The organism is Actinocorallia aurantiaca (genome assembly GCF_039533685.1).
In the GTDB taxonomy this organism is placed as follows: Bacteria; Actinomycetota; Actinomycetes; order Streptosporangiales; family Streptosporangiaceae; genus Actinocorallia; species Actinocorallia aurantiaca.
Map to the genome: position 1 here is coordinate 114,843 of NZ_BAAATZ010000033.1, position 23,254 is coordinate 138,096.

Genomic DNA, 23,254 nt, shown 5'->3' on the forward strand with positions numbered 1-23,254 from the left:
CGCGGCCGGAGCGGCCCGGGCGGTGGGTGTCAGCGCAGGAAGGCCGCGGCGACGCCGGCGTCCACGGGGATGTGGAGGCCGGTGGTGTGGGTCAGGTCCCCGCCGGTGAGGGCGAAGACGGCGTTGGCGACGTGCTCGGGCAGGACCTCGCGCTTGAGGAGGGTGCGCTGGGCGTAGAACTCTCCGAGCTTCTCCTCCTCGACGCCGTAGACGGCGGCGCGGTTGGCGCCCCAGCCGGAGGCGAAGATGCCGGAGCCGCGGACGACCCCGTCGGGGTTGATGCCGTTGACGCGGACACCGTGCTCGCCGAGCTCGGCCGCGAGCAGGCGGACCTGGTGGGCCTGGTCGGCCTTGGTCGCGCTGTAGGCGATGTTGTTCGGGCCCGCGAAGATCGAGTTCTTGGAGGAGATGTAGATGACGTCGCCGCCCATCGCCTGCTCGATCATGATGCGGGCGGCCTCGCGGGAGACCAGGAACGAGCCGCGCGCCATGACGTCGTGCTGCAGGTCCCAGTCGGCGACCGTGGTCTCCAGCAGCGGCTTGGACAGCGACAGGCCGGCGTTGTTGACCACCAGGTCGACGCCGCCGAAGGCGAGGACCGCCGCGGCCAGCGCCGCCTTGATCTCGTCCTCGCTGGTGACGTCGGCGGCCACCGCGATCGCCACGTCGGAGGCGCGCAGCGCGTTCGCCCCGAGCTCGGCCGCGACCTTCTCCGCGGCGGCCAGGTCGCGGTCGGCGACGACGACGCACGCGCCCTCGGAGGCCAGGCGGCGGACGGTGGCCGCGCCGATGCCCGAACCGCCGCCCGTCACGAACGCCACGCGGGTGGCGAGCGGCTTGGGCTTGGGCATGCGCTGGAGCTTGGCCTCCTCCAGCGACCAGTACTCGATGCGGAACTTCTCCGACTCCTCGATCGGCGCGTACCTCGACACCGACTCGGCGCCGCGCATCACGTTGATCGCGTTGACGTAGAACTCGCCCGCGACGCGCGCGGTCTGCTTGTTCGCGCCGAAGGAGAACATGCCGATGCCCGGCACCAGCACGATCGCCGGGTCCGCGCCGCGCATCGCCGGGGACTCCGGTGTGGCGTGGCGGCCGTAGTAGGCGGCGTAGTCCTCGCGGTAGGCGGCGTGGAGTTCCTTCAGCCGGGCCTTGACCTCCTCCAGCGGGGCGCCGGGAGCCAGGTCCAGGACGAGCGGCGAGACCTTGGTGCGCAGGAAGTGGTCCGGGCAGGACGTGCCCAGCGCGGCCAGGCGCGGGTGCTCGGCGCGGGAGACGAAGTCCAGCACGGCGTCACTGTCGGTGAAGTGGCCGACCTGCGGCTTGTCCGTCGAGGCGAGCCCGCGGATCAGCGGGAACAGCTCGGCGGCGCGGGCACGGCGCTCGGCCTCCGGCAGCGGCTCGTGGCCGGGGATCACCGGCCCGAACGGCTCCGGACGCCCGTGCTCGGCGAGGAACGCCTCGGCCGTGCGGATCATCTCCAGCGAGTTGGCCTGGCACTCCTCGGAGGTCTCTCCCCACGCGGTGATGCCGTGGCCGCCCAGGATCACGCCGATCGCCTGCGGGTTGGCGGCAGCGATGGCAGCGATATCGAGGCCCAACTGGAATCCAGGGCGCCGCCACGGCACCCACGCCACCCTGTCCCCGAAGATCCTCCGGGTGAGTTCCTCCCCGTCCTCGGCGGTCGCGATCGCGATGCCGCTGTCCGGGTGGAGGTGGTCCACGTGCGCCGCCTCGACCAGGCCGTGCATGGCCGTGTCGATCGACGGCGCGGCGCCGCCCTTGCCGTGCGCGCAGAAGTCGAACGCGGCGACCATCTCGTCCTCGCGTTCGACGCCCGGGTACACGTTCACCAGGGCGCGCAGCCGGTCCAGCCGCAGGACGGCCAGGCCCGACGCCTTCAGGGTGCCCAGGTCGCCGCCGGAGCCCTTGACCCACATGAGGTCGACGGGTTCGCCGGTGACCGGGTCGGTCTCGACGCCCTTGGCGGAGGCGTTCCCTCCCGCGTAGTTGGTGTTACGCGGGTCGGCGCCCAGCTCGTGACAACGGTTCAGCAGGTCCTGCACAACGGTGTTCACAGCATCGCTCATCAGAATCAGGCCCCCCAGCCGGCCTGGTTGCCGCCGACACGCTCGGCGGAGATCTTCTCGAGGTACCCGGACGCCTTGTAGGCGGCGATCGGGTCGCCCGCCAGGCCCTTGGCCTCGCGCCACTCGGCGAGCAGCGGGCGGACATCGGTGTTGTAGGCGTCCATCAGGACGGCGTTCGCGCCGAGCACGTCGCCGGAGTCCTGCGCGGCCTTCAGCGCCGCGGTGTCGATCAGGAGTGCCTTGGCGGTGGCCTCCTGGACGTTCATGACGGACCGGATCTGGCCCTGGATCTTCGGCTCGATGTTGTGGCACTGGTCGAGCATGAAGGCGACTTCGGAGTCGGCGTCGAGGCCGCCGCCGCGGACCACCTCGTGCATGATCCGGAAGAGCTGGAACGGGTCGGCCGCGCCGACCATGAGGTCGTCGTCGGCGTAGAACCGGGAATTGAAGTCGAAGGCGCCGAGGCGGCCGACGCGCAGCAGCTGGGCGACGATGAACTCGATGTTCGTGCCCGGCGCGTGGTGGCCGGTGTCGACGCAGACCACGGCCTTGGGGCCGAGGGCGAGGCAGTGCAGCAGCGAGGTGCCCCAGTCCGGCACGTCGGTGGTGTAGAACGCCGGCTCGAAGAACTTGTACTCCAGCAGCATGCGCTGGTCGTCGCCGAGGCGGGCGTAGACCTCCTGGAGTGCCTCGGCGAGGCGCTCCTGCCGGGCGCGGATGTCGTCCTGGCCGGGGTAGTTGGTGCCGTCGGAGAACCACAGCTTGAGGTCGCGAGAGCCGGTGGCGTCCATGATGTCGACGCACTCCAGCAGGTGGTCGGTCGCCTTGCGCCGGACCCGCGGGTCGGGGTTGGTGACCGAGCCGAGCATGTAGTCGTCGTCCTGGAAGACGTTGGCGTTGATCGTCCCTAGCGTGACGCCCCGCTCCTCGGCGTACGCGGCGAGCCCGGCGTAGTCCTCCACCCTGTCCCAGGGGATGTGCAGCGCGACCGTCGGGGCCGCCCCGGTGAAGGCGTGGACCTGCGCGGCGTCGGCGAGCTTCTCGAAGGGGTCTCTCGGCACTCCCTCCTGGGCGAACACCTTGAACCGGGTCCCGGAGTTGCCGTAGGCCCAGGAGGGTGTCTCGATGGCCAGGGCGTTCAGCCCGGCCGAGATGTCAGTCATGATCACGTTTCCCGTGTCGGTGGGCGGTCTCAAGCGGTGGAGTCGTTCAGTCGAGATGGAAGACCTCGGTGAGGGGGCGCATGCCTTCGTCGGGGTTGCCGTCCAGGTCTTCGAAGTAGGGGGCCATCGCGGCCTGCCAGCGGGCGTTGACCTCGGTGCGGGCCATGCCGTCCAGGGCCGCCTGGAAGTCGTCGGTCTCCAGGTAGCCGACGAGCAGCCCATCGTCGCGCAGGAAGAGCGAGTAGTTGTGCCAGCCGGTGTCGCGCAGGGCGGCGAGCATGTCCGGCCACACCTCCGCGTGGCGCTCGGTGTACTCGGCTCGCTTGTCCTCGCGCACCTTCAGCAGGAAGCAGACGCGTCGGCGCATGGGAGGTCCTCCGGTGGTGGGGTGCCGGACCCTCCTCCCCGTCCGAGGAGGGTCCGGACGGATCAGAAGTCGAAGTCGTCGATGTTGCCCTTGTCGAAGGTGAAGGGCGGGCCGAGGATGACCTCGCCGTCGGCGCCGATGGTCCGCTCGCCGAGGCGGCCGGCGGTGAACTTCTCGCCCTCGGCGCCGGTGATCTGGCCGGAGGACAGCGCGGCGGCGGCGTAGGAGGCCAGGTAGCCCAGGTCCTCGGGGTTCCACAGCGCGAACTGCGCGACGGTGCCGTCCTTGACGAACTTGCGCATCTGGTTCGGGGTGCCCAGGCCGGTCACGACGACCTTGCCCTTGTACTGGGAGCTGGAGATGTACCGGGCCGCGGCGGCGATGCCGACCGTGGTCGGGGAGATGATCCCCTTGAGGTTCGGGTACGCCTGCAGCAGGCCCTGGGTCTGCTGGAAGGACTTCTGGTCGTCGTCGTCACCGTAGGCGACCTTGACGAGCTTCATGCCGGAGTACTCCGGTTTCTTCAGCTCGTCCTTCATGAACTCGATCCAGGTGTTCTGGTTGGTGGCGTTGGCGGTCGCCGACAGGATCGCGATCTCGCCCTCGCCGCCGATCTGGTCGGACAGCAGCTTGACCTGGCTGCGGCCGATCTCCTCGGAGCTGGCCTGGTTGATGAAGATGTCGCGGCAGCTCTTGTCGGTGTCGGAGTCGTAGGCGACGATCTTGATGTTGCGCGAGCGGGCCTGGTTGAGCGGGCCGCAGACGGCGTTGGGGTCGTTGGCCGCGATGAGGATGGCGTCGTGGCCCTGCTGGACCAGGGTGTTGATGTAGGAGACCTGGGAGGAGGCGGAGGCGTCGGACGGGCCGACCTCCTTGGCCTCGCCCTTGAACTCCTTGGCCGCCTCGATGCCCGATTTATTGACGATCGTGCTGTAGGGGTTGTTGATCTGCTTGGGCAGGAAGGCGAGCTTCAGGCCCTCCTTGATCGGGGCGTTCGGGTTCGCGGTCGCCTTGGAGCCGGAGTTGGAGCCGTTGTTGTTCTCGGCGGACTCCTTGGTGGTGCCGCCGCAGGCGGCGAGGCTCAGTGCCAGGACGCTCGCGGTGGCGAGCGACAGCGCGGATCTCACGCTGGGGAGACGAACGGACATGTTCGATGACCTTCCGGGGTGGAGGGGGTTGGAGGGGAGAAGGGCGTGCCCTCAGACGGGCACCCGCCTTCGGGCTCTGGCCTCCCGGACGACCGCGGTCAGCCGGGGGGTGAGCACCGAGACGATGAGCAGGAGGCCGGTGACGATCGCCTGGATCTCGGTCGAGACGTCGTCGAGCATGAGCAGGTTGCGCAGCACCCCGATGAGCAGCACGCCGGCGATCACGCCGCCGAGGGTGCCCTTGCCGCCGTCGAAGTCGACGCCGCCCAGCAGGACGGAGGCGATGACGGTCAGCTCCAGCCCCATGCCGTTGTCGGCGCGGGCGCTGCCGTAGCGCAGGGTGAAGACGATGCCGGCGAAGGCGGAGATCACCCCGGCGACCACGAACAGCAGGAGCTTGATGCGCTTGACCCGGACGCCCGCGAAGAAGGCGGCCTCCTCGGAACTGCCGATCGCGAAGAGGGAGCGGCCGAGACCGGTGGCGTGCAGCAGCAGCGCGGTCGCGACGGCCAGCACCACGAAGAGGGCGACCGGATACGGGATGGGCGTGCCGGGCACGTTGGAGACGGTCAGCTCGGCATACTGCTGGGGGAACTGGGAGACGGCCTCGGTGCCGAGCACCACGTAGGCCAGCCCCCGGTAGAGGGTGAGCGTTCCGATCGTGACGGCCAGGGACGGCAGCCCCAGCCTCGTCACCAGCAGGCCGTTGATCAGACCGCAGACCAGGCCGACGACCAGGACGACGGGGACGATCGTCTCGAACGCCCAGCCGGCGTTCCACAGCGAGCCGGTCAGCGCGCTGGCCAGGCCCAGCACCGAGGCGACCGACAGGTCCACCTCGCCGCAGACCACCAGCAGGGTCATCGGCAGCGCGATGAGCGCGATCTCGCCCAGGTCGCCCAGGGCGAAGGAGAGGTTGCCGGTGTTGGCGAAGTCGGGGTTCATCCCGGCGCCGCCGAGGAAGACCGCGATGAGCAGGGCGGTGACCAGTACGTCCCAGCGGACGAAGCGGCCCAGCGCGTTGCCCGGGTTAAGATCCGTACTGGTTTTAAGAGACATGGTGGGCGCTCCTTTTGCGCAGTACCCGGTCCATCCGCAGGGCCAGCAGCCGGTCCACGCTGATCGCCAGCAGGAGCAGCAGGCCGGTCAGGGCGTCCTGCCAGAACGAGTTGACCTTCAGGACGACCAGCACACTGCCGATCGTGGTGAGCAGCAGGGCGCCGAGCGCCGCGCCGTAGACCGTGCCGACGCCGCCGACGATCGCGACGCCGCCGACGACGACCGCGCTGACGACCTTCAGCTCCCAGCCGCCCGCGGCGTCGGCCACGACGGTGCCGAAGCGGGCCAGCCACAGCACGCCGGCCAGGCCCGCGAGCAGGCCGCTGACGACGTAGGCGGTCAGGACGCGGCGGCGGATCGGGACGCCCGCCAGGCGCGCGGCCTCGGGGCTGGAGCCGATGGCGTAGAACTCCCGGCCCGAAGGGTAGGCCCGCAGGTAGTAGCCGACGGCGGCCATCACCAGCACCGCGATCAGCGGCAGGTAGGGCAAGCCGAGCACGCCGCCGCTGCCCAGGTCGAGCAGGGACTGCGGGACGTCCGCGGCGTTGATCTGGTCGCCCTGCGCGATGTAGTAGCCGATCCCCTGGATCACGTACAGGGTGCCGAGGGTGACGACCAGCGCCGGCACCCCGCAGAAGCTGACGAGCAGGCCGTTGACCAGGCCGCACAACGCGCCGACCGCCAGGCCGATGAGGATCGCCATGACCACGCTGCGATCGTCGCCGGAGACGTACTTGCCGGTGATGAAGGCGACGAGCCCGACGACCGAGCCGACCGACAGGTCGATGTTGCGGGTGATGACGACGAGCGTCTGCCCGACTGCCAGCAGCACCAGGATCGAGGCGTTGAGGAAGATGTCCTCGACGCCCTGCGCGTACAGGAAGCGCGGGTTGACGATCGCGGTGACCGCCACCAGGACGACCAGGGCTCCCAGGATGCTCAGCTCCCGGGCGCGCAGCACCAGGTCCAGCAGGCCGCCCTCGGCCTTCGGCGCCTTCTGCGCGGGTGGCGCCGACATGAGGGTCGTCATGCCGCTTCCTTTCTGTGCTGTCCGGTGGCGGCGCTCATCACCGACTCCTCGGTGGCCCGCTCCCGGGGGATCTCGGCGGTGATCCGCCCCTCGTGCATGACCAGCACGCGGTCGGCCATGCCGATCACCTCGGGCAGGTCGGAGGAGATCATGAGGACGGCCAGGCCCCCGGCGGCCAGCTCCGAGAGGAGGCGGTGCACCTCGGCCTTGGTGCCGACGTCGATGCCGCGGGTGGGCTCGTCCACGATCAGGACGGACGGCTCGGTGGCCAGCCACTTGGCGAGCACGACCTTCTGCTGGTTGCCGCCGGACAGCACGCCCACGGCGTCGCCGGCCTTGGCGTACTTGAGCTGGAGCCGCACGGCCCAGTCCGCGGCGTTGGCGCGCTCGGCGGCGCGGGAGATCAGGGGGCCGCGGCTGAGGGCGCGCAGCCGGGTCAGGCCCATGTTGCGCTCGATGGACATCTCCATCACCAGGCCCTGCTGGCGGCGGTCCTCGGGCACCAGCGCCAGCCCCGCGGCCATCGCGCCGGTGGGGCTGGCGGCCTTGAGCGGCCTGCCGTCCACCTCGACCGAGCCGGCGTCCCAGCGGTCGACACCGAAGATCGCGCGGGCGACCTCGCTGCGCCCGGCGCCGACCAGCCCGGCCAGCGCGACGATCTCGCCGCGCCGCACCTCGAAGGAGACGTCGGTGAAGGCCGCCTCGCGGGTGAGCCGGGAGACCTTCAGCGCCACCTCGCCGGGCTCGACGTCCTGCTTGGGGTAGAGCTCGTCGAGTTCGCGGCCGACCATCCGGGTGACGAGGTCGTCGGGGGTGAGCCCCTCGAGCGTCTCGCTGGCGATCCACTGGCCGTCCCGCAGGGTGGTGACCCGCTGGCACAGCTCGAAGATCTCCTCGAGGCGGTGCGAGATGAACAGCAGCGCGCAGCCCTGCTCGCGCAGCGCCTTGACCACCGAGAACAGCCGGGCGGTCTCCTGGCCGGTCAGCGCCGCGGTCGGCTCGTCCATGATCAGCACCTTGGCGTCGCGGGAGATCGCCTTGGCGATCTCGACGACCTGCTGGTCGGCGATGGACAGGCCGCGGGCGGGCCGGCGCGGGTCCATGGGGACGCCCAGCCGCTCGAACAGCTCGGCCGCCCCGGCGTGCATCGCGGCCCGGTCGATCCGGCCGAGCGCGCCGCGCGGCTGGCGGCCCATGAAGATGTTCTCCGCCACCGACAGGTCGGGGAAGAGCGTGGGCTCCTGGTAGATCACCGCGACGCCCGCACCCTGCGCGTCCGCCGGGCTGTTGAAGACGACCGGCTCACCGCCGAGCAGGATCTGTCCGCCGTCCGGGCGGTGCACGCCGGCGAAGGTCTTGACGAGCGTCGACTTGCCCGCGCCGTTCTCGCCGGCGAGGGCGTGTACCTCGCCCGCGTACAGCTCGAGGCGCACCCCCCTGAGCGCGCGGACCGCGCCGAAGGACTTGCTCACGTCGACCAGCGCCAGCACCGGTGTCGGTTCGCTCACCTGCCGCCTCCTGATCTCATCTGCCGGTTCTTCCGGTAAAAAACGTTTTAAAGCTATGTGAACGCTGGAACCGTAGATGTGTCTGGACTCACTCGTCAAGACCAGGTGGAGGGCAATATTCAGGACTTGACACGTTTTAATTCGGCAGCGAGAGTATGCGAAGCTTCCCCCCGAAAAGCGCCCCCATCCAGTACAAGGACGTCCATGAGCACACCGCAGACCGGATCCCGGGGCGGCGCCGTGGGCATCAAGGAGGTCGCCGCGCACGCGGGAGTCTCCCCCGGCACCGTGTCGAACGTCCTCAACCGGCCCGAACGGGTCGCCGACACCACGCGCGCCCGGGTCGAGGCCGCCATCCGGGAGCTCGGCTTCGTCCGCAACGGCTCCGCCTCCAGCCTCCGCGCCGGCCAGGGCCGCACCGTCGGGCTGATGGTGCTCGACCTCGGCAACCCCTTCTTCACCGACCTCGCCCGCGGCGTCGAGGACGTGATGAGCGAGCGCGGCTACGCGGTGATCCTGTGCAGCTCGGCCACCTCGGCCGAACGCGAGGAGCGCAACCTGCGCATGCTCGCCGAGCAGCAGGTGCGCGGCGTGCTCGTCACCCCCGTCGATCAGGGGCCCGACCGGCTGGCGCTGCTGCGCGAGCGCGGCGTCAACGCGGTCATGCTCGACCATCCCGCGACCCGCCCGCACCAGTGCTCGGTCACCGTCGACGACGTCTCGGGCGGGCACCTCGCCGTCTCGCACCTGCTGGACACCGGTGCCCGCGACATCGCCTACGTGTCGGGCCCGATGAGCATCCGGCAGTGCGCCGACCGGCACGCCGGCGCGCTGAAAGCACTGGAAGCGGCGGGAACGGGAACGCTGAGGCACGTGATCGTCCCCGAAATGACGCCCCGCGCGGGCCAGGAGGCCGCCTGGCAGCTGCTCGGCGAGCTGCCCGACGCCGTCTTCTGCGCCAACGACCTGCTGGCGATGGGGGTCCTGCGGGCCCTGCTCCAGCAGGGAGTGCGGGTGCCCGAGCGGGTGAGGCTCATCGGCTACGACGACATCGAGTACACCACCGCCTCGGCGGTCCCGCTCAGCTCCGTCCGGCAGCCCACCTACCGGCTCGGCAGGATCTCCGCGGAGCTGCTGCTCGAGGAGTGCGAGGACCCCGACGGGCACGCCCACCAGCAGATCATGTTCCAGCCGGAACTCGTCATCCGGGAATCGACGGCACCGTGAAGATCGCACTTTTCATCACCTGCGTGAACGACACGCTCTTCCCCGGAACGGGCAGGGCCGTCGTCTCGCTGCTGGAACGGCTCGGCCACCAGGTCGTCTTCCCCGAGGCCCAGACGTGCTGCGGGCAGATGCACCTCAACACCGGCTATCCCGAGCAGGCCCTGCCGATGGTGGAGTCGTTCACCCGCACGTTCTCCGACTACGAGGCGGTCGTCGCCCCGTCCGGGTCGTGCGCGGCCATGGTCCGCGACTGGCACGCCAAGCTCGCCGCCCGCCAGGGGCGTCCCGGGCTCGCCCGGCGCGCCGAGGAGCTGGCGCCGCGCGTGTACGAGCTGTCGGAGCTGCTGGTGGACGTGCTGGGCGTCACCGACGTCGGCGCCGTCTTCCCGCACCGCGTCACCTACCACCCGACGTGCCATTCGGTGCGGATGCTGAAGATCGGCGACCGGCCGCTGCGGCTGCTGCGCCAGGTGCGCGGGATCGACCTGGTGGACCTGCCGGACGCCGCCGAGTGCTGCGGCTTCGGCGGGACGTTCGCGTTGAAGAACTCCGACGTCTCGGCGGCGATGTGCGCGGACAAGGTCGCCTCGGTGAAGACGACCGGGGCCGAGGTGCTGTGCGCGGCCGACAACTCCTGCCTGATGCACATCGGCGGCGCCCTTTCGCGTCAGCGGTCGGGCGTGCGGGCGATGCACCTGGCCGAGATCCTTGCGAGCACCTCATGACGATGCCGACATACCTGGGTATGCCCTCCTTCCCGAAGGCCGCCCGCGCAGCCGTCGCCGACACCCGGCTGCGCAGCAACCTCGCCCACGCCACCGGCACCATCCGCGAGCGGCGCGCGGCGGCGGTCGCCGAGCTGGACGACTGGGCGGAACTGCGCGACGCCGGCCGCCGCATCAAGGACCACACCCTGGAGCACCTCGGCCACTACCTCCGCATGCTGGAGGAGAAGGTCACCGCGGCCGGAGGCATGGTGCACTGGGCGCGCGACGCCGACGAAGCCAACACGATCGTGGCCCGCCTGGTCGAAGAGACCGGCGAGACCGAGGTCGTCAAGGTCAAGTCGATGGCGACACAGGAGATCGGGCTCAACGAAGCCCTCGCCGAGCACGGGATCACCGCTCTGGAGACCGACCTCGCCGAGCTGATCGTGCAGCTCGCCGACGACCGGCCCTCGCACATCCTCGTCCCGGCCATCCACAAGAACCGGGCGGAGATCCGCGACCTGTTCGCCCACCGGATGCCGTCGGCGCCCGAGCACCTCACGGATGAGCCCGCCGACCTCGCCGAGGCGGCCCGCCGCCATCTGCGCGCGAAGTTCCTGACGGCGAAGGTGGCCGTCTCGGGCGCCAACTTCGCGATCGCCGAGACCGGCACCGTCCTGGTGGTCGAGTCCGAGGGCAACGGACGCATGTGCCTGACTCTGCCGGAGACCCTGATCACCGTCATGGGCATCGAGAAGCTCCTGCCGACCGCCCGGGACCTGGAGGTCTTCCTCCAACTCCTGCCGCGCTCCTCCACTGCCGAGCGGATGAACCCCTACACGTCGGCGTGGACGGGGGTGACACCCGGCGACGGACCGCAGAACTTCCACCTCATCCTCCTCGACAACGGGCGCACCGGCATCCGCGACGAGGAAGTGGGCCGCCAGGCGCTGCGCTGCATCCGCTGCTCGGCCTGCCTCAACGTCTGCCCGGTCTACGCGCGGGCGGGCGGCCACGCTTACGGGTCCCCCTACCCGGGCCCGATCGGCGCGATCCTCTCGCCGCAGATCCGGGGCATCGGCTCCGAGGTCGACGCCTCGCTGCCCTTCGCGTCGTCGCTGTGCGGCGCCTGCTACGAGGTGTGCCCGGTCGGCATCGACATCCCTGAGGTGCTGGTGCACCTGCGGGCCAAGGCCGCCAAGAAGCTCCCGGAGAAGACCGTCATGAACGCCGCCGCCTGGGGGCTGCGCTCCCCCGCCCGGCTCGCACTCGGCCAGACCATCGCGAGCAAAGCCCGCTTCCTCACGCCGCGCCTGCGGTTCCCGCGTGCGTGGGCCGACACCCGCGATCTGCCCGCCCTGCCCGCGGAATCGTTCCGCGCATGGTGGAAACGCACCCACGGCGAGAGCTCCGGAGGCGCCTCATGAGCGCACGCGACGCCATTCTCGACCGGCTCGGCGGACCCGAGGGCGACCCGGAGGCCGAGTACCGCCTGCTGCACCGCGGCTACCTGGAGCGCCACCACGCCGACGACCTCGTGGATCTGTTCGCCGAGCGGGTCGCGCACTACCGCGCGGTCGTGCACCGGGTGACCGAGGCCGACCTGCCCGCGGCCCTCGCCGCCGCGCTGCGTCCCGGTCCCTACGTCGTGCCCGAGGGCGTCCCGGACGCCTGGGTCGGTGCGATCGAGCCGTCCCGGCGCGTCGGCGCGGACGCCGATCTGGAGCGGGTCTGCGGCACCGTCACCGGCTGCGCCGTCGGCATCGCCGAGACCGGCACCATCGTGCTGGACCACGGCCCCGCGCAGGGACGGCGCGCGCTCACTCTCGTACCCGACCACCATCTCGTCGTCGTGCGAGCCGACCAGATCGTCGCCGACGTCCCCGACGGGATCGGACGGCTGGACATCACCCGGCCGCTCACCTTCATCTCGGGCCCCTCCGCGACCAGCGACATCGAACTGTCCCGCGTGGAAGGCGTCCACGGCCCCCGCACCCTGGAGGTGTTCCTCCTATGACCGCGCGCATCGCCGCCGTCGACTTGGGCGCGACCAGCGGACGCGTCATCACCGCCCGGGTCGGCGACGGGCTGATCGACCTCACCGAGGTCCACCGCTTCCCCAACCGGCCCGTCGAGGTCGCCGGAACCCTCCACTGGAACATCCTCTCGCTGTACCAGGACGTGCTGGAGGGGCTGCGCGCGGCCGGTTCCGGTCTGGCGTCCGTCGGCATCGACAGCTGGGCCGTCGACTACGGCCTCCTGGACGCCTCCGGCGCGCTATTGGGCAACCCCGCCCACTACCGCGACGACCGCACCGAAGCCGTCATCGACGACGTGCACGCCAAGATCTCCCCCGAACGCCTGTACGCGGTGAACGGGCTGCAGTTCCTGCCGTTCAACACCCTCTACCAACTCGCCGCCGAGCGTTTCCTGGACCGTGCGGAAACCCTGCTGCTCATCCCGGACCTGCTCGCCTACTGGCTGACGGGCGAACGCGGCGCGGAATCCACCAACGCCTCCACCACCGGCCTGTACGACGCGAGTTCCGGCACGTGGTCGGCCGAAGTGATCGGCGCGTTGGGTCTGCCCGGCGAGATCCTGCCGCCCTTGCGACAGCCGGGCACACCGTCCGGCTTCCTCGGGTCGTCCACCGGGTTGCTCGGGGTGCCGCTGACCGCGGTCGCCTCCCACGACACCGCATCGGCCGTCGCGGCGGTGCCCGCGACCGGCGGGAACTTCGCCTACATCTCCTGTGGCACCTGGTCCCTGGCCGGAGTGGAACTGCCTGCGCCGATCCTCACCGAGGAGAGCCGGACGGCGAACTTCACCAACGAGGCGGGCGTGGACGGGACGGTCCGGTACCTGCGCAACGTCATGGGCATGTGGCTCGTCTCGGAGTCCATGCGCACCTGGGGCATGCCCTCGTCCGAGCTGCCCGCGCTGCTGGCGGCCGCCGCCGAGGCGCCCGGCCTCCGCAGCGTCATCGACCCCAACGACCCGTCCTTCATGCCGCCCGGCGACATGCCCTCCCGGATCACGGCCTACTGCTCACGGACCGGCCAGGCCGCGCCCGGCACCCGAGCCGAGACCATCCGCTGCATCATGGACAGCCTCGCCCTCGCCCACCGCGCGGTACTGCGCGAGGCCGCCGAGCTCTCAGGCCACCGCATCGACACCGTCCATCTGGTCGGCGGCGGCTCCCGCAACGCCCTGCTGTGCCAGCTCACCGCCGACGCCACCGGCCTGCCCGTCATCGCCGGCCCGGCCGAGGCCACGGCCCTCGGCAACATCGGCATGCAGGCCCGCGCCCTCGGCCTGCTCCCCGACCTGCCCGCCCTGCGCGCACTCATCGCCGAGACCCAGCCCCTCGCGCACTACCACCCCACCACCCCGGAGACCCTCTGGCTGGAGGCCGCCGCCCGCCTCGGTCGCACCAGCGGTCGCCAACCTCATTGATCATCTGAAGACGCAGCGCCAAATCCCGTCGACCAGGCTTCCGCTCCCGCGGCACCGGCCTTCCCCCGCCAGCACGTCCCCGCCCGGATCGGCGGCCCCGGCGCGGCTCGCGCCGAAGCAACCGGGTGAAGGGGCGGCCCACGGAAGAATTCGGCTGTGTCGCACCGGGAGATTCTTGCCGCTGCGGTCAGTGGCGGCGGATCAAAGGACGTGGTGGAGGGCATCCAGGATCAGTTCGTCACTGACTCGCGAAGAGGTCAACGGCCTGGCGGGCAGGTCAGCTCCCGACGGCGGGGCTTGGTGCGGGGGAAGGTGCCAGCCGTCGCGAGCACCGCCAGGCCCGCGGCGATCGCGGCGGCGAGGAAGGCGCTCGCGATGCCGTCGGCGAGCTCGGCGCCGCCGGCGGCATGGTCGCTGACCGACGCGAGCACGGTGACGAAGATCGCCAGGCCCATCGTGCCACCCGGCCACGGGGTGGTCTGCAGCAGGCCCGACGCGGCGCCGGATCCGGCCGGGGCCACACCGAACAGCAGCACGATGATGAGAGTGAGACTTCGCTCGTCAGGTCTCCTGACACCAGAGCCTCGGCGACGGCGCAGAGCTGCCGGCGGATGGCGTTCTCATAGCCGGGTTCTATGCCGAGCTGCTCAAGCGCCTCACGGTATAGATCGCGGATCTCCTGGGGATCTGACCGACTCGCCCCGCCGCCGCAGTACTTCGTGCACCCGCCGATAACCATAGGTCTCCCAGAATTCCGCGAAGACGGCACCGTCGGAGCGGACGAGCTGTACACCGTCGCCAACGGCCTGGGCATGAGCGACCAGCAGGTGCGGCCGTGCGTCAAACGCCTCGTGGCCGAAGGCCGGTTCACCCGCGAGGGCCGAGGCCGCAAGGCGGAACTGCGCGCGACCGAGGACACCACGCGTGCCCTCGCCCCCAACGCGGACTTCCTCCGGCACGCATTCCAGCAGGACGCCGGGATCACTCCCTGGGACGGTGTCTGGCACCTGGCCGCCTTCGCGGTGCCCGAATCGGCGCGCACGGCCCGGGACTCCCTGCGCGAGACGCTCGTCCACCTCGGCGGCGCCCCAGTCCAGGGCGGACTGTACGTCTGTGCCAACGCCTGGGAACCCTACGTCGAAGAAGCGGCCCACCGCCTCGGCGCCCACGGCGCGCTCACCCTCCTCACCACGACGGACCTACGCAGGGGCGACACCCGAGAACCTGCCGAACTCGCCCGGCTCCTGTGGCCCTTGCAGGAGATCGCCGACCGCTACCACCGCCTCAGCCGCCTCGCCCGACCACGCCTCGCCCGGCTCACCGGCCCTGACGGACTCCCTGCCCCAGCCCTGGCCCGGCACCCAGGCCCGGCAGCTCATCGCCCGGTGCTGGGCGGCCCTGCACGAACGAGAAGACGGCGAAGCCCGCCCGACCCTCTTCCACCGCTACGCCGACATCACCCGAGAAGTAGCAGACCGGGCCGCACCGCAATACGGCGTCGGCCTTGAACTCCTCCGGATAGTGCTTCATCACCATCAGTGACATCTCTTCCCCTGAGCCTCACGATCCAGTCTCCAAGGTGTCCACGTTCAAGGGGGAATGCCCCGACCTCACCTCCGCGTGGTCCCACCCATCCCTCAGCGTATGTAACCATGGTTACATGAACATGAGGTGGTCCGTCCGGCTCAGGAGGACACGATGAGTGCTCCTGACGAGGCCGGGGAATGGGTATTGCTGTCCTATCGGGTACCGCGGGAGCCGTCGTCTCCCCGCATCGCCATCTGGCGCAAGCTCAAGCAGCTGGGCGTGGCCCAGCTCGGTGACGGCGTGATCGGTCTGCCCGCAGACGCCCGCACCCGTGAGCAGCTGGAATGGGTCGCCGAGGACGTCACCGACGCCGGCGGCAGCGCGGTGGTGTGGTTGGCGCGGCCGACCACACCGGCCCAGGAACGCCGGCTGGCCTCAGCCATGGCGCAGGCCCGAGCCGCCGAGTACGCGGCTGTGCAGAAGGAAGCCCTGGCCGCCTCGCGGCTACCGGACGTCGAGCGGGCCTCGGTCGTGCGCCGCCTGCGCGCCGAGCTCCGGCGCATCACCCGTCGCGACTACTTCCCCCCGGCCGAGCGCGACCAGGCCAAGGCCTCCGTCGAAGCCCTGACCCTCCAGTCCGCAGACGCCGACGTTCAGGAGCAGGCATGAAGTGGGCCACCCGCCAAGGCATCCACATCGACCGGGCCGCCTGCGCCTGGCTGATCCGCCGCGAGATCGACCCCGACGCCCGGTTCGCCTTCGTCGCCGACCCCGCTCAGGTTCCCGAGGACGCCATGGGTTTCGACATGCGCGGGGTGGAGCTGGGCCACCACGGCGGCGACTGCAGTTTCGAGACCATCCTGCGCCGCTACGACCTCACCGATCCGGTGCTATGGCGCATCGCCCAGATCGTGCACGAGGCCGACCTGGACGACGAACGCTACGACGCGCCCGAGGCCGCGGGCTTGGACGTCGTGCTGCGCGGCCTGTCCATGGTCGCTACCGACGAGGAGATCCTCACCGTCACCGAACCCCTGTTCAACGGCTTGTACGAGTTCTACCGGCGAGAGATGCTGCTCGGCCGCGAGCCCGCCTGATTGGGAGACGATCACCTGTGGCAGCCACCCATCATGACCGCGACGGCGACCGGCCGACCGAGGCCGGCCTGGAGTCGATCCGGGACGTCGTCCCCTTCGGTAAGGCCGTGCGCACCTGGTTCGCGATCTCCCTGCAGACCTTCGGCGGCCCGGCCGGGCAGATCGCCGTCATGCAGCGCGCTCTGGTGGAGGAGAAGCGCTGGATCGGCCAGAAGCGCTTCAACCACGCCCTGTCCTACTGCATGCTGCTGCCCGGCCCCGAGGCCCAGCAGCTGGCCGTCTACATCGGCTGGCTGCTGAACGGCACCCGAGGCGGCCTGGTCGCCGGAACACTGTTCGTGCTGCCCGGCGTGCTCGCGCTGCTCGCATTGTCGGTGATGTACGTCGGCTGGGGCGACACCACCCTGGTCACCGGCCTGTTCGCCGGCTTGGCCCCCGCGGTCCTGGCCATCGTCACCCAAGCCGTCCTGCGGGTCGGCCGCCGCTCACTGACCCACCCGGCCCTCATCGCCCTGGCCGTCGCGTCCTTCGCCGCGCTCGCGGTCTTCGCCGTGCCGTTCCCCGTCGTCATCGCAGCGGCGGCCCTGATCGGGTGGCTGCTGGCCCGCGCCCGACCCGAGGTCTTCACCACCGCGTCGAGCCATGGCCCGGACAATGGACCGCCACCATTGGTCTCCGACGACGTCCTGCATCACGAGCCCCCGACCTGGCGGCGCGCTTTGAAGATCCTCCTTCTCGGCGTGGTCGTCTGGGCCCTGCCGGTGGTCTGCGTCGCGGTCTTCACCGGCACGAACAGCGTGTTCACCACCCAGGGACTGTTCTTCTCCGGCACCGCCCTGGTCACCTTCGGTGGTGCCTACGCCGTGCTGGCCTACGTCGCCCAGCAGGCCGTCCAGACCTACGGCTGGCTGACCCCGGGAGAGATGGTCCGCGGCCTGGCACTGGCCGAGACCACCCCCGGACCGTTGATCATGGTCGTGCAGTTCGTGGCGTTCCTCGGCGCCTACCGCGACCCCGCGGGCCTCGACCCGTGGGCGGCGGCCTTCCTGGGCGCGCTCATCACCACCTGGGTCACCTTCGTGCCCTGCTTCCTGTTCATCTTCCTGGGCGCCCCCTACGTGGAGCGCCTGCGCGGAAACCACGCCCTGTCGGCGGCCCTGACCGGAATCACCGCCGCCGTCGTCGGCGTCATCGCCAACCTCGCCCTCTATTTCGCCCTGCACACCTTCTTCACCACCACCCGCGCCGTCGACTGGGGTCCCCTCCACCTCCAGCTCCCCGACCTGGCCACGATCCGCCCTCTGGCGGTGGGCATCGCCTTGATCGCAGCGGTCCTGACCTTCCGCTTCAACTGGAGCGTGCTGCGCACCCTCGGCATCTGCGCGGCCATCGGCCTCATCGCCGCCCTGGCGGGCCTCGCCTGAACTCACTACAAAGGAAGACCGGCGAACTTCCCGGGCACCGGTACCCGAGGCGGACACGTTGACGACAAGCCCGTACTCGGGCCCATCGGCGGTCGGGACGGAAACCCCGGCCGCAGTCACGGGTTCCTGGGTCCGGCGACGGTGGTGGCCGTGTGCCTGGCCGCCGCGACCTGCGAAGATCAGCGGCGTTGTCGAGTGCCGCCTACATCGTGGCCGAGGCCATCAAGGCCGTCGGCATCTCCAAGACCCTCATGTGCAGTGCTCTCGACCTGGACGCGCTGGCCGAGTTCGCCAACACCTGATCACCCGCTTGTCAAGGCCGCGACCGTATTCGAACCCCTGACCCCTTCGATGCGAACAAGGTGTTCATGCTCGCGGGCGCCCGGCACGTCTAGATGCGTTCGTCCGCGTCGTTCTCGCAAGGGTCGGCCGCGGCCCGCCTCCGGTCGAGGATCACGGCACCGGCGATGACGATGACGATGGCCAGGGCCGGGATGAACAGGGCGATGGCTTCGGCTGCGCTGTGGTCCGCGAGGATCATGCGCCTGACCTTAGAGCTGTTGGGTGGTTTTGTCAGCGGTGACCTGCGAGTTGTGGGCCGACCTGTCCGGTACCCGCGTCCGTCCCTCGGACACGCGGAACCCGGCCATCGGCTTCTTCCAGGAAGGGGCGGCGGATGCCGCTGGTGATGCTGGATCGTTGGGTGTGGACCGAGTACGGCGTCGGCCGTTCTTGGCTGGAGGGTGTCGCATGAATATTCGTGGTTGCCTGGTGCCGACCTTCGGTCGTGGCCTGCTCGCTGTGGGCGGGGTGGGTCTGCTGGCCGCCGTCCTGATCGTCGTGGTGCCCGCAGCGGCTTACGCTCACGGGGTCGGCGGGACCGGCGAGAGCGTCCGGTCGTTCTTCTGGTCGGGGCTCTTCCACATGCTGGGCGGCTGGGACCATCTGCTGTTCGTGGCCGGTGTGGTGCTGCTGGCGGGGACGGTGCGGCGCTCCGCGCAGATGATCTCCTTGTTCGCCCTCGGCCACAGCAGCACGCTGATCGTGGCCACTCTGGCCGGATGGCGGCTCGATCCGCTCCTGGTGGACGTGGTCATCGTGTTGAGCCTGGTGTTCGTCGGCGTGGTCGGCTGGATCGGCCGACCACGGAACTGGCGCTGGTTCGCGGCCTGCGTGGTCGGGTTCGGGCTGGTCCATGGTCTGGGCTTGTCGACGCGTCTGCAGGATGCGGGTCTGCCGGAAGGTGTCTGGGACCGGCTGGCCCGGACGGTCGTCTTCAACATCGGGGTGGAGGTCGGGCAGCTACTGGCCCTGGGGCTGATGGTGTGGGTCGGCAGCGCGTGGAGCCGCCGCGTGCCATGGGCTCACACCCGCAAGGCCGCCCACGGCGTCCTGGCTGGAATCGGCCTGGTCACCGCGGTGCTCTTGTCCTTCGGTGTCCTCGACGCCACCGGGGAAGAGGAGCTCACCGCCTTCGGCGGCTGCCAGGTCCGGATCCGCACCGAGACGTATCCCGAGGCCGGGACGCGTCTGCCGAAGGACTTCTACGAGCCGTCGGAGACCCCTCCGATGGAGGGCTTCGGCCGCATGCTCGGTGAGCATCTCGTCGTGGTGTACTACCGCCCGGACCTGCCGGCCGACCAGTTGTCGGCGTTGCGTGCCTTCGTCACCGGCGACGAGCGGGTGGTGGCCGGTCCTGCCCCGGAGCAGCGGGAGGCGTTCAAGGCCCTCAACCTCTTCCAGACACTGCTGTGTGACGACCTCGACCTGGAGACCGCACGCAAGTTCACCGACAACTGGCTGCCCGACACTCCCGCAGAAGGCCAGTGACCGCATGCTCGGCGGGTACCGCTCACGCGGTACCCGCCGAGATCAATCAGGCAGTGCGTTCATCGGCTCATGCCGCAGCCTGGACAGCTGCCGGTGTGAGCCGCCCTCGACGCTCCAACGCGCTGAGGGCGAGGGCCGATGCCAGGCCCAAGGACAGCAGGAGCAGCCAGGGCAGGCCGGGTGCCTGCAGACGGCGGGCGACGTCCAAGGCTGTGCCGGTGAGCAGGTTCGCGGCCAGGATGCCCAGTCCTGACAGCAGGTTGTAGACGCCGTAGTAGGTGCCGATGAGACGCCCGCCGGACAGGGTGGCGATGGTGGCCATCTCGAAAGGGAAGACCATCATCGTCCCCGTGCTCAGCAGCGCCGCGCAGACCAGCAGGGCGCCGATCTGGAGGACGCCGGGCAGCCGGTCGGCGAGGACCAAGGGCGCGAAGGAGGCGCCCATGAGGGCCAGGCCGCGTGCCATGGCCTCGCCCGGGGTGTAGCGGGCCTTGCACCAGGCGGTGAGACGGATCTGGCCGACGATGCCCAGCAAGGCGGTGAGAGAGAACAGCGCGACCGTCCAGCTCTGGTCTCCGGTCAGACGGCGTACCTCCAGCGGCAGCCCGAGGTAGATCTGGAACGACAGGCCGTAGGAGGCGATCATCGCGGCGGCGAAGAGCAGGAACGGCCGGTTGGTGAAGGCCTCCCTCCAGTCCGTCAGCACGGGCCGCTCCGTTCCGCTCTCCGCCCCGGACCGCTCGGGCAGGTAGCGGGCCTGCAGCACGGTCAGGAGCGCGAACACCGCCGCGGCGCTCAGGCACACCGCGCGGAAGTCGGTCTGCAGCAGCAGGAGCCCGACGAGCGGACCTGCCAGGATGCCGGCCTGGTAGAAGACGTTGAAGACGGCGAACGCCTCCACCCTGCGTGCGGCCTCGGCGTGGGCGAGGTAGGCGCGGGCCGCCGGGTTGAACAGCGCTCCGGCGAAGCCGGTGAGCGCGGAGGCCGCGATCAGAGCCGGCACGGCGGTGGAGAAGGCGAACAGGGCGAACCCGAGGACGCGCAGGCCGCAGCCGAGCATGATCATGGGTTTGTAGCCGAGCCGGTCGGCCAGCGTGCCGCCGATGAGGAACAGGCCCTGCTGGCTGAAGTTGCGTACGCCCAGGATCAGGCCGACCAGCCAGACGGCCAGTCCGGCGCCGTGGGCCAGGTGGTCGGCCAGGTACGGCATGAGCATGTAGAAGCCGAGGTTGATCCCGGCCTGGTTGACGAACAGCACCTGGGCCGGACGGCTGAAGGAGGCGAAGGCGCTTCTCATCGGACCCCCTCCTGAGCGGGCAGCCAGGTGAGCGGGTCGATCGGAGTGCGGCAGAGGGTCCAGCGGGTCGCCTCGTGCTCCCCCGGGTGGGCGATCTCCTCGGGGGCGGTCGGGGCGGACGCCCCAAGAAGACCGTTGTCGAGGCAGTAGCCGTCGTCGTAGACGGTGTTCCAGTACCGCCACGGACCGTCGGGGAAGACGGCGGCGACGCGGGAGCCCGCGGGCATGCGGGAGGCGGCCCAGGAGGCCACCAGTGCCACGGCGCCCACGCTCCAGCCTCCGCTGACCAGCTGCGCGGCGGCCAGGCGGCGGCAGGCCCACACCGCTTCGGCCGGGCTGACCCAGTGCACCTCGTCGAACAGGTCGTAGGCGACGTTGCGGGGGTGGATGCTGGAGCCCAGCCCGCGCATCAGGCGGGGGCGGGCCGGTTGCCCGAACAGCGTGGAGCCGATCGAGTCCACCCCGATCACCCGCAGGTCGGGCAGGTACCGGCGCAGGGCGCGGCCGATGCCGGCGCTGTGCCCGCCGGTGCCCACCGCGCACACCAGGACGTCGATCCGGCGGAGCTGCTCCAGCAGCTCCTCGGCCAGACCGGTGTAGGCGCCGACGTTGTCGGGGTTGTTGTACTGGTCCGGGCAGTAGGCGCCGGGCAGCGTGGCCAGCAGTTCGGCCACCTTCCGCTGGCGGGCTTCCTGCCAACCGCCTGTGGGGTGGGGTTCGGCGACCAGCTCCAGCCGCACTCCGTAGGCGCACAGCAGGCGCCGCAGCAGCGGCTCCAGACCCGGGTCGCCCACCAGCACCACCGGGTGGGCGAACACACGGCCCGCCAGCGCCAGCCCCAGGCCCAAGGTGCCGCTGGTCGACTCGACGATCGGCGCGCCGTCCGCCAGCTCCCCTCTCTCCCGGGCGCGGGTGACCATGTGAAGGGCGGGACGGTCCTTGATCCCGCCCGGGTTGCATCCCTCCAGCTTGGCCCAGAACCCCTGCTCCCCGGTGAGCAGGTCCGGGATCCGCAACACCGGGGTGCGGCCTACCAGGCCCGACAGTCTCGGGCCGTTCTCATCCTCGCCGAGCGGTGCGGTCAGCGGGCTCACTGCGTTCTTCGTCGTCTCCATCACGGGCTCCCCCGAGGCATGGCTGAACACGCGCCGCAAGGCAGCACGTTGAATTCAGCGGAACGAAAAGTCGGCTTACGGGCACGCGCGGACGCCCGGCGGGAAGACCGCCGACGCGGCGCATGCGCCAAGAGGCCGATTTACGTCCGGGAGACGCACAGACAGGCGGGCAGCATGGCTCCCCGCAGATGATGACGGATCCAGTAGCCCACGGGCAGGTCATCCGCCGGTGGAGACCCACGCCCGCCACCAGCCGTCTTGTGGCCTGCCCACGACCACAGGAACAAGACCGTGGCGGCCGCCATCGCGATCATCATGTCGAGTATCGAAGCGGTGCCGCCCTCCAACCACCCCAGCGCCCCGACGTCCACGCATGAGGCGTGATGGTGCTCCTCGTGGTGGTGCTCCTCCTCGTACATCACCGGGACGCCACGGGATTCCGCCAGGTCGAACTCACAGTTCGAGGCCGCACCGCTGTTCTCGAGGTGGGCGGGCACGGACACGTCATGACCGCCGCCCTCGCCCACGGTGGACTCGTGCAGTCCCGGCAGGCAGGACACCATGTGCACGATGACGAACGCCGCCAGCAGAGCCAGACCGAGCCGCCCAAAGAGATCAACTCTTTGGGTGGCACGCCGACTACCGACAGTCATGATTCGAGGTTAACAGGCATGATCGCGTGCATGCGGACCAGCCGACCTCTAATGGTTTTCAACCGAGGATGTCGAGTGCGGCGATCCGGGTGTTCAGCACGTCGACGGATCCCCTGAGATGAAGAGGTCCTGCACGAGTTGAGCGGCGGAAGCAGAAAGTCGCCACCGCCCTGCAGGCCCTCGCCACACCCTCGCGACCGCTGATCCTCGGCCCGGTCACCGGCACCCGCCACGGCCGCCACATCGTCTACGCCCTGCACGACGACCACGTCGCCGCCCTCCCCGACCAAGCCCTGCACCACGTCAAACACCTCAACCTCGGCCTCACCGACACCCCGCCCAGCAGACCCTCCCGACCAAGAGGCGCCCGCCCCCGCCAGTTGAAGCCGCCGCACGGCAAAGGCGCGCTCTTCCGCCCGGGCGAATGCCGACAGGCCCCGGCCTCCGCCTGTCTTTTCGCCGCGATGGACCATGTGCCCTGGCTGCACCCATAGTTTTCGCCTTAGACAGTGTCCTACGTGGTGATTTTGGCGAGTTTCTTGTAGCAGGTCAGGGC

Annotated in this window: 23 protein-coding genes; 11 read left to right on the plus strand and 12 right to left on the minus strand. The window is 70.3% G+C overall.

Annotated features, from left to right (window positions below; all coding sequences use genetic code 11):
* Positions 1-29 precede the first annotated feature (29 nt).
* The 7 genes from ABD327_RS32495 to ABD327_RS32525 form a co-directional block, all read right to left on the minus strand.
* A complete protein-coding gene (locus ABD327_RS32495) occupies positions 30-2,090 on the minus strand; it encodes a bifunctional aldolase/short-chain dehydrogenase (protein ID WP_344456445.1) in 2,061 nt (686 codons plus the stop codon).
* 5 nt (positions 2,091-2,095) lie between these two features.
* Positions 2,096-3,253, minus strand: coding sequence for an L-rhamnose isomerase (gene rhaI, locus ABD327_RS32500; protein ID WP_344456447.1), 1,158 nt, complete (start codon positions 3,251-3,253; stop codon positions 2,096-2,098).
* Between the two features lie 46 nt (positions 3,254-3,299).
* Positions 3,300-3,620: an L-rhamnose mutarotase gene (locus tag ABD327_RS32505; protein WP_344456449.1), complete on the minus strand. Its 321-nt coding sequence runs from the start codon at positions 3,618-3,620 to the stop codon at positions 3,300-3,302.
* Positions 3,621-3,682: 62 nt separating this feature from the next.
* Complete coding sequence (rhaS, locus tag ABD327_RS32510; protein ID WP_344456451.1) at positions 3,683-4,768, minus strand: rhamnose ABC transporter substrate-binding protein; 1,086 nt, start codon at positions 4,766-4,768, stop codon at positions 3,683-3,685.
* Between the two features lie 51 nt (positions 4,769-4,819).
* Positions 4,820-5,827 (minus strand): ABC transporter permease, encoded by a 1,008-nt coding sequence (locus ABD327_RS32515; protein ID WP_344456453.1) that lies wholly within the window; start codon positions 5,825-5,827, stop codon positions 4,820-4,822.
* Complete coding sequence (locus ABD327_RS32520) at positions 5,817-6,857, minus strand: ABC transporter permease (RefSeq protein ID WP_344456455.1); 1,041 nt, start codon at positions 6,855-6,857, stop codon at positions 5,817-5,819. Before ABD327_RS32520 ends, ABD327_RS32515 begins: the two co-directional genes overlap by 11 nt.
* The gene (locus ABD327_RS32525; protein WP_344456457.1) at positions 6,854-8,365 is read right to left on the minus strand and encodes a sugar ABC transporter ATP-binding protein; all 1,512 of its coding nucleotides are present in this window, start codon (positions 8,363-8,365) and stop codon (positions 6,854-6,856) included. The genes ABD327_RS32520 and ABD327_RS32525 overlap by 4 nt, the downstream gene beginning before the upstream one ends.
* Before the next feature lie 204 nt (positions 8,366-8,569).
* On the opposite strand from ABD327_RS32525, the gene ABD327_RS32530 reads away from it, so the two are divergent.
* Genes ABD327_RS32530 through ABD327_RS32550 form a run of 5 tightly spaced genes read left to right on the plus strand, consistent with a single transcriptional unit; the run spans position 8,570 to position 13,755 of the window.
* On the plus strand, positions 8,570-9,592 hold the full coding sequence (locus ABD327_RS32530; protein ID WP_344456460.1) for a LacI family DNA-binding transcriptional regulator: 1,023 nt from the start codon (positions 8,570-8,572) through the stop codon (positions 9,590-9,592).
* Entirely contained in the window at positions 9,589-10,317 is a 729-nt protein-coding gene (locus ABD327_RS32535) for a (Fe-S)-binding protein (RefSeq protein ID WP_344456462.1), read from the plus strand. Before ABD327_RS32530 ends, ABD327_RS32535 begins: the two co-directional genes overlap by 4 nt.
* Positions 10,314-11,726 (plus strand): lactate utilization protein B, encoded by a 1,413-nt coding sequence (locus ABD327_RS32540; protein WP_344456464.1) that lies wholly within the window; start codon positions 10,314-10,316, stop codon positions 11,724-11,726. Before ABD327_RS32535 ends, ABD327_RS32540 begins: the two co-directional genes overlap by 4 nt.
* Complete coding sequence (locus ABD327_RS32545) at positions 11,723-12,316, plus strand: LutC/YkgG family protein (protein WP_344456466.1); 594 nt, start codon at positions 11,723-11,725, stop codon at positions 12,314-12,316. Before ABD327_RS32540 ends, ABD327_RS32545 begins: the two co-directional genes overlap by 4 nt.
* On the plus strand, positions 12,313-13,755 hold the full coding sequence (locus ABD327_RS32550; RefSeq protein WP_344456468.1) for a rhamnulokinase: 1,443 nt from the start codon (positions 12,313-12,315) through the stop codon (positions 13,753-13,755). Before ABD327_RS32545 ends, ABD327_RS32550 begins: the two co-directional genes overlap by 4 nt.
* Positions 13,756-14,012: 257 nt before the next feature.
* Here the strand turns inward: ABD327_RS32550 and ABD327_RS32555 are convergent, their stop codons facing one another.
* Positions 14,013-14,291, minus strand: coding sequence for a hypothetical protein (locus tag ABD327_RS32555; protein WP_344456470.1), 279 nt, complete (start codon positions 14,289-14,291; stop codon positions 14,013-14,015).
* Between the two features lie 183 nt (positions 14,292-14,474).
* Between ABD327_RS32555 and ABD327_RS32560 the strand changes: the two genes are divergently transcribed.
* From ABD327_RS32560 to ABD327_RS32580, 5 genes are all read left to right on the plus strand, one after another.
* A complete protein-coding gene (locus tag ABD327_RS32560; RefSeq protein WP_344456472.1) occupies positions 14,475-15,263 on the plus strand; it encodes a hypothetical protein in 789 nt (262 codons plus the stop codon).
* 190 nt (positions 15,264-15,453) lie between these two features.
* A complete protein-coding gene (locus ABD327_RS32565) occupies positions 15,454-15,951 on the plus strand; it encodes a Chromate resistance protein ChrB (RefSeq protein WP_344456474.1) in 498 nt (165 codons plus the stop codon).
* Positions 15,948-16,379, plus strand: coding sequence for a chromate resistance protein ChrB domain-containing protein (locus ABD327_RS32570; RefSeq protein ID WP_344456476.1), 432 nt, complete (start codon positions 15,948-15,950; stop codon positions 16,377-16,379). The genes ABD327_RS32565 and ABD327_RS32570 overlap by 4 nt, the downstream gene beginning before the upstream one ends.
* A gap of 17 nt (positions 16,380-16,396) precedes the next feature.
* Positions 16,397-17,803 (plus strand): chromate efflux transporter, encoded by a 1,407-nt coding sequence (gene chrA / locus ABD327_RS32575; protein ID WP_344456479.1) that lies wholly within the window; start codon positions 16,397-16,399, stop codon positions 17,801-17,803.
* Between the two features lie 152 nt (positions 17,804-17,955).
* On the plus strand, positions 17,956-18,105 hold the full coding sequence (locus tag ABD327_RS32580; protein ID WP_344456481.1) for a hypothetical protein: 150 nt from the start codon (positions 17,956-17,958) through the stop codon (positions 18,103-18,105).
* Positions 18,106-18,194: 89 nt separating this feature from the next.
* Here ABD327_RS32580 and ABD327_RS32585 read toward each other — a convergent pair whose 3' ends face one another.
* Entirely contained in the window at positions 18,195-18,344 is a 150-nt protein-coding gene (locus ABD327_RS32585) for a hypothetical protein (protein ID WP_344456483.1), read from the minus strand.
* 209 nt (positions 18,345-18,553) lie between these two features.
* Between ABD327_RS32585 and ABD327_RS32590 the strand changes: the two genes are divergently transcribed.
* A complete protein-coding gene (locus ABD327_RS32590; protein WP_344456485.1) occupies positions 18,554-19,633 on the plus strand; it encodes a HupE/UreJ family protein in 1,080 nt (359 codons plus the stop codon).
* Positions 19,634-19,700: 67 nt separating this feature from the next.
* Here the strand turns inward: ABD327_RS32590 and ABD327_RS32595 are convergent, their stop codons facing one another.
* From ABD327_RS32595 to ABD327_RS32605, 3 genes are all read right to left on the minus strand, one after another.
* Positions 19,701-20,930, minus strand: coding sequence for an MDR family MFS transporter (locus ABD327_RS32595; RefSeq protein ID WP_344456487.1), 1,230 nt, complete (start codon positions 20,928-20,930; stop codon positions 19,701-19,703).
* Complete coding sequence (locus ABD327_RS32600; RefSeq protein ID WP_344456489.1) at positions 20,927-22,045, minus strand: PLP-dependent cysteine synthase family protein; 1,119 nt, start codon at positions 22,043-22,045, stop codon at positions 20,927-20,929. The genes ABD327_RS32595 and ABD327_RS32600 overlap by 4 nt, the downstream gene beginning before the upstream one ends.
* A gap of 140 nt (positions 22,046-22,185) precedes the next feature.
* Positions 22,186-22,698: a hypothetical protein gene (locus tag ABD327_RS32605; protein ID WP_344456491.1), complete on the minus strand. Its 513-nt coding sequence runs from the start codon at positions 22,696-22,698 to the stop codon at positions 22,186-22,188.
* Positions 22,699-23,254 lie beyond the last annotated feature (556 nt).

Bases quoted from the DNA above. Each gene is read 5' to 3' on its own strand.
- ABD327_RS32495 (WP_344456445.1), bottom strand. From the start codon at position 2,090: ATGAGCGATGCTGTGAACACCGTTGTGCAGGACCTGCTGAACCGTTGT.
- rhaI (WP_344456447.1), bottom strand. From the start codon at position 3,253: ATGACTGACATCTCGGCCGGGCTGAACGCCCTGGCCATCGAGACACCC.
- ABD327_RS32505 (WP_344456449.1), bottom strand. From the start codon at position 3,620: ATGCGCCGACGCGTCTGCTTCCTGCTGAAGGTGCGCGAGGACAAGCGA.
- rhaS (WP_344456451.1), bottom strand. From the start codon at position 4,768: ATGTCCGTTCGTCTCCCCAGCGTGAGATCCGCGCTGTCGCTCGCCACC.
- ABD327_RS32515 (WP_344456453.1), bottom strand. From the start codon at position 5,827: ATGTCTCTTAAAACCAGTACGGATCTTAACCCGGGCAACGCGCTGGGC.
- ABD327_RS32520 (WP_344456455.1), bottom strand. From the start codon at position 6,857: ATGACGACCCTCATGTCGGCGCCACCCGCGCAGAAGGCGCCGAAGGCC.
- ABD327_RS32530 (WP_344456460.1), top strand. From the start codon at position 8,570: ATGAGCACACCGCAGACCGGATCCCGGGGCGGCGCCGTGGGCATCAAG.
- ABD327_RS32540 (WP_344456464.1), top strand. From the start codon at position 10,314: ATGACGATGCCGACATACCTGGGTATGCCCTCCTTCCCGAAGGCCGCC.
- ABD327_RS32545 (WP_344456466.1), top strand. From the start codon at position 11,723: ATGAGCGCACGCGACGCCATTCTCGACCGGCTCGGCGGACCCGAGGGC.
- ABD327_RS32550 (WP_344456468.1), top strand. From the start codon at position 12,313: ATGACCGCGCGCATCGCCGCCGTCGACTTGGGCGCGACCAGCGGACGC.
- ABD327_RS32565 (WP_344456474.1), top strand. From the start codon at position 15,454: ATGAGTGCTCCTGACGAGGCCGGGGAATGGGTATTGCTGTCCTATCGG.
- ABD327_RS32570 (WP_344456476.1), top strand. From the start codon at position 15,948: ATGAAGTGGGCCACCCGCCAAGGCATCCACATCGACCGGGCCGCCTGC.
- ABD327_RS32585 (WP_344456483.1), bottom strand. From the start codon at position 18,344: ATGATCCTCGCGGACCACAGCGCAGCCGAAGCCATCGCCCTGTTCATC.
- ABD327_RS32590 (WP_344456485.1), top strand. From the start codon at position 18,554: ATGAATATTCGTGGTTGCCTGGTGCCGACCTTCGGTCGTGGCCTGCTC.
- ABD327_RS32595 (WP_344456487.1), bottom strand. From the start codon at position 20,930: ATGAGAAGCGCCTTCGCCTCCTTCAGCCGTCCGGCCCAGGTGCTGTTC.
- ABD327_RS32600 (WP_344456489.1), bottom strand. From the start codon at position 22,045: ATGGAGACGACGAAGAACGCAGTGAGCCCGCTGACCGCACCGCTCGGC.
- ABD327_RS32605 (WP_344456491.1), bottom strand. From the start codon at position 22,698: ATGACTGTCGGTAGTCGGCGTGCCACCCAAAGAGTTGATCTCTTTGGG.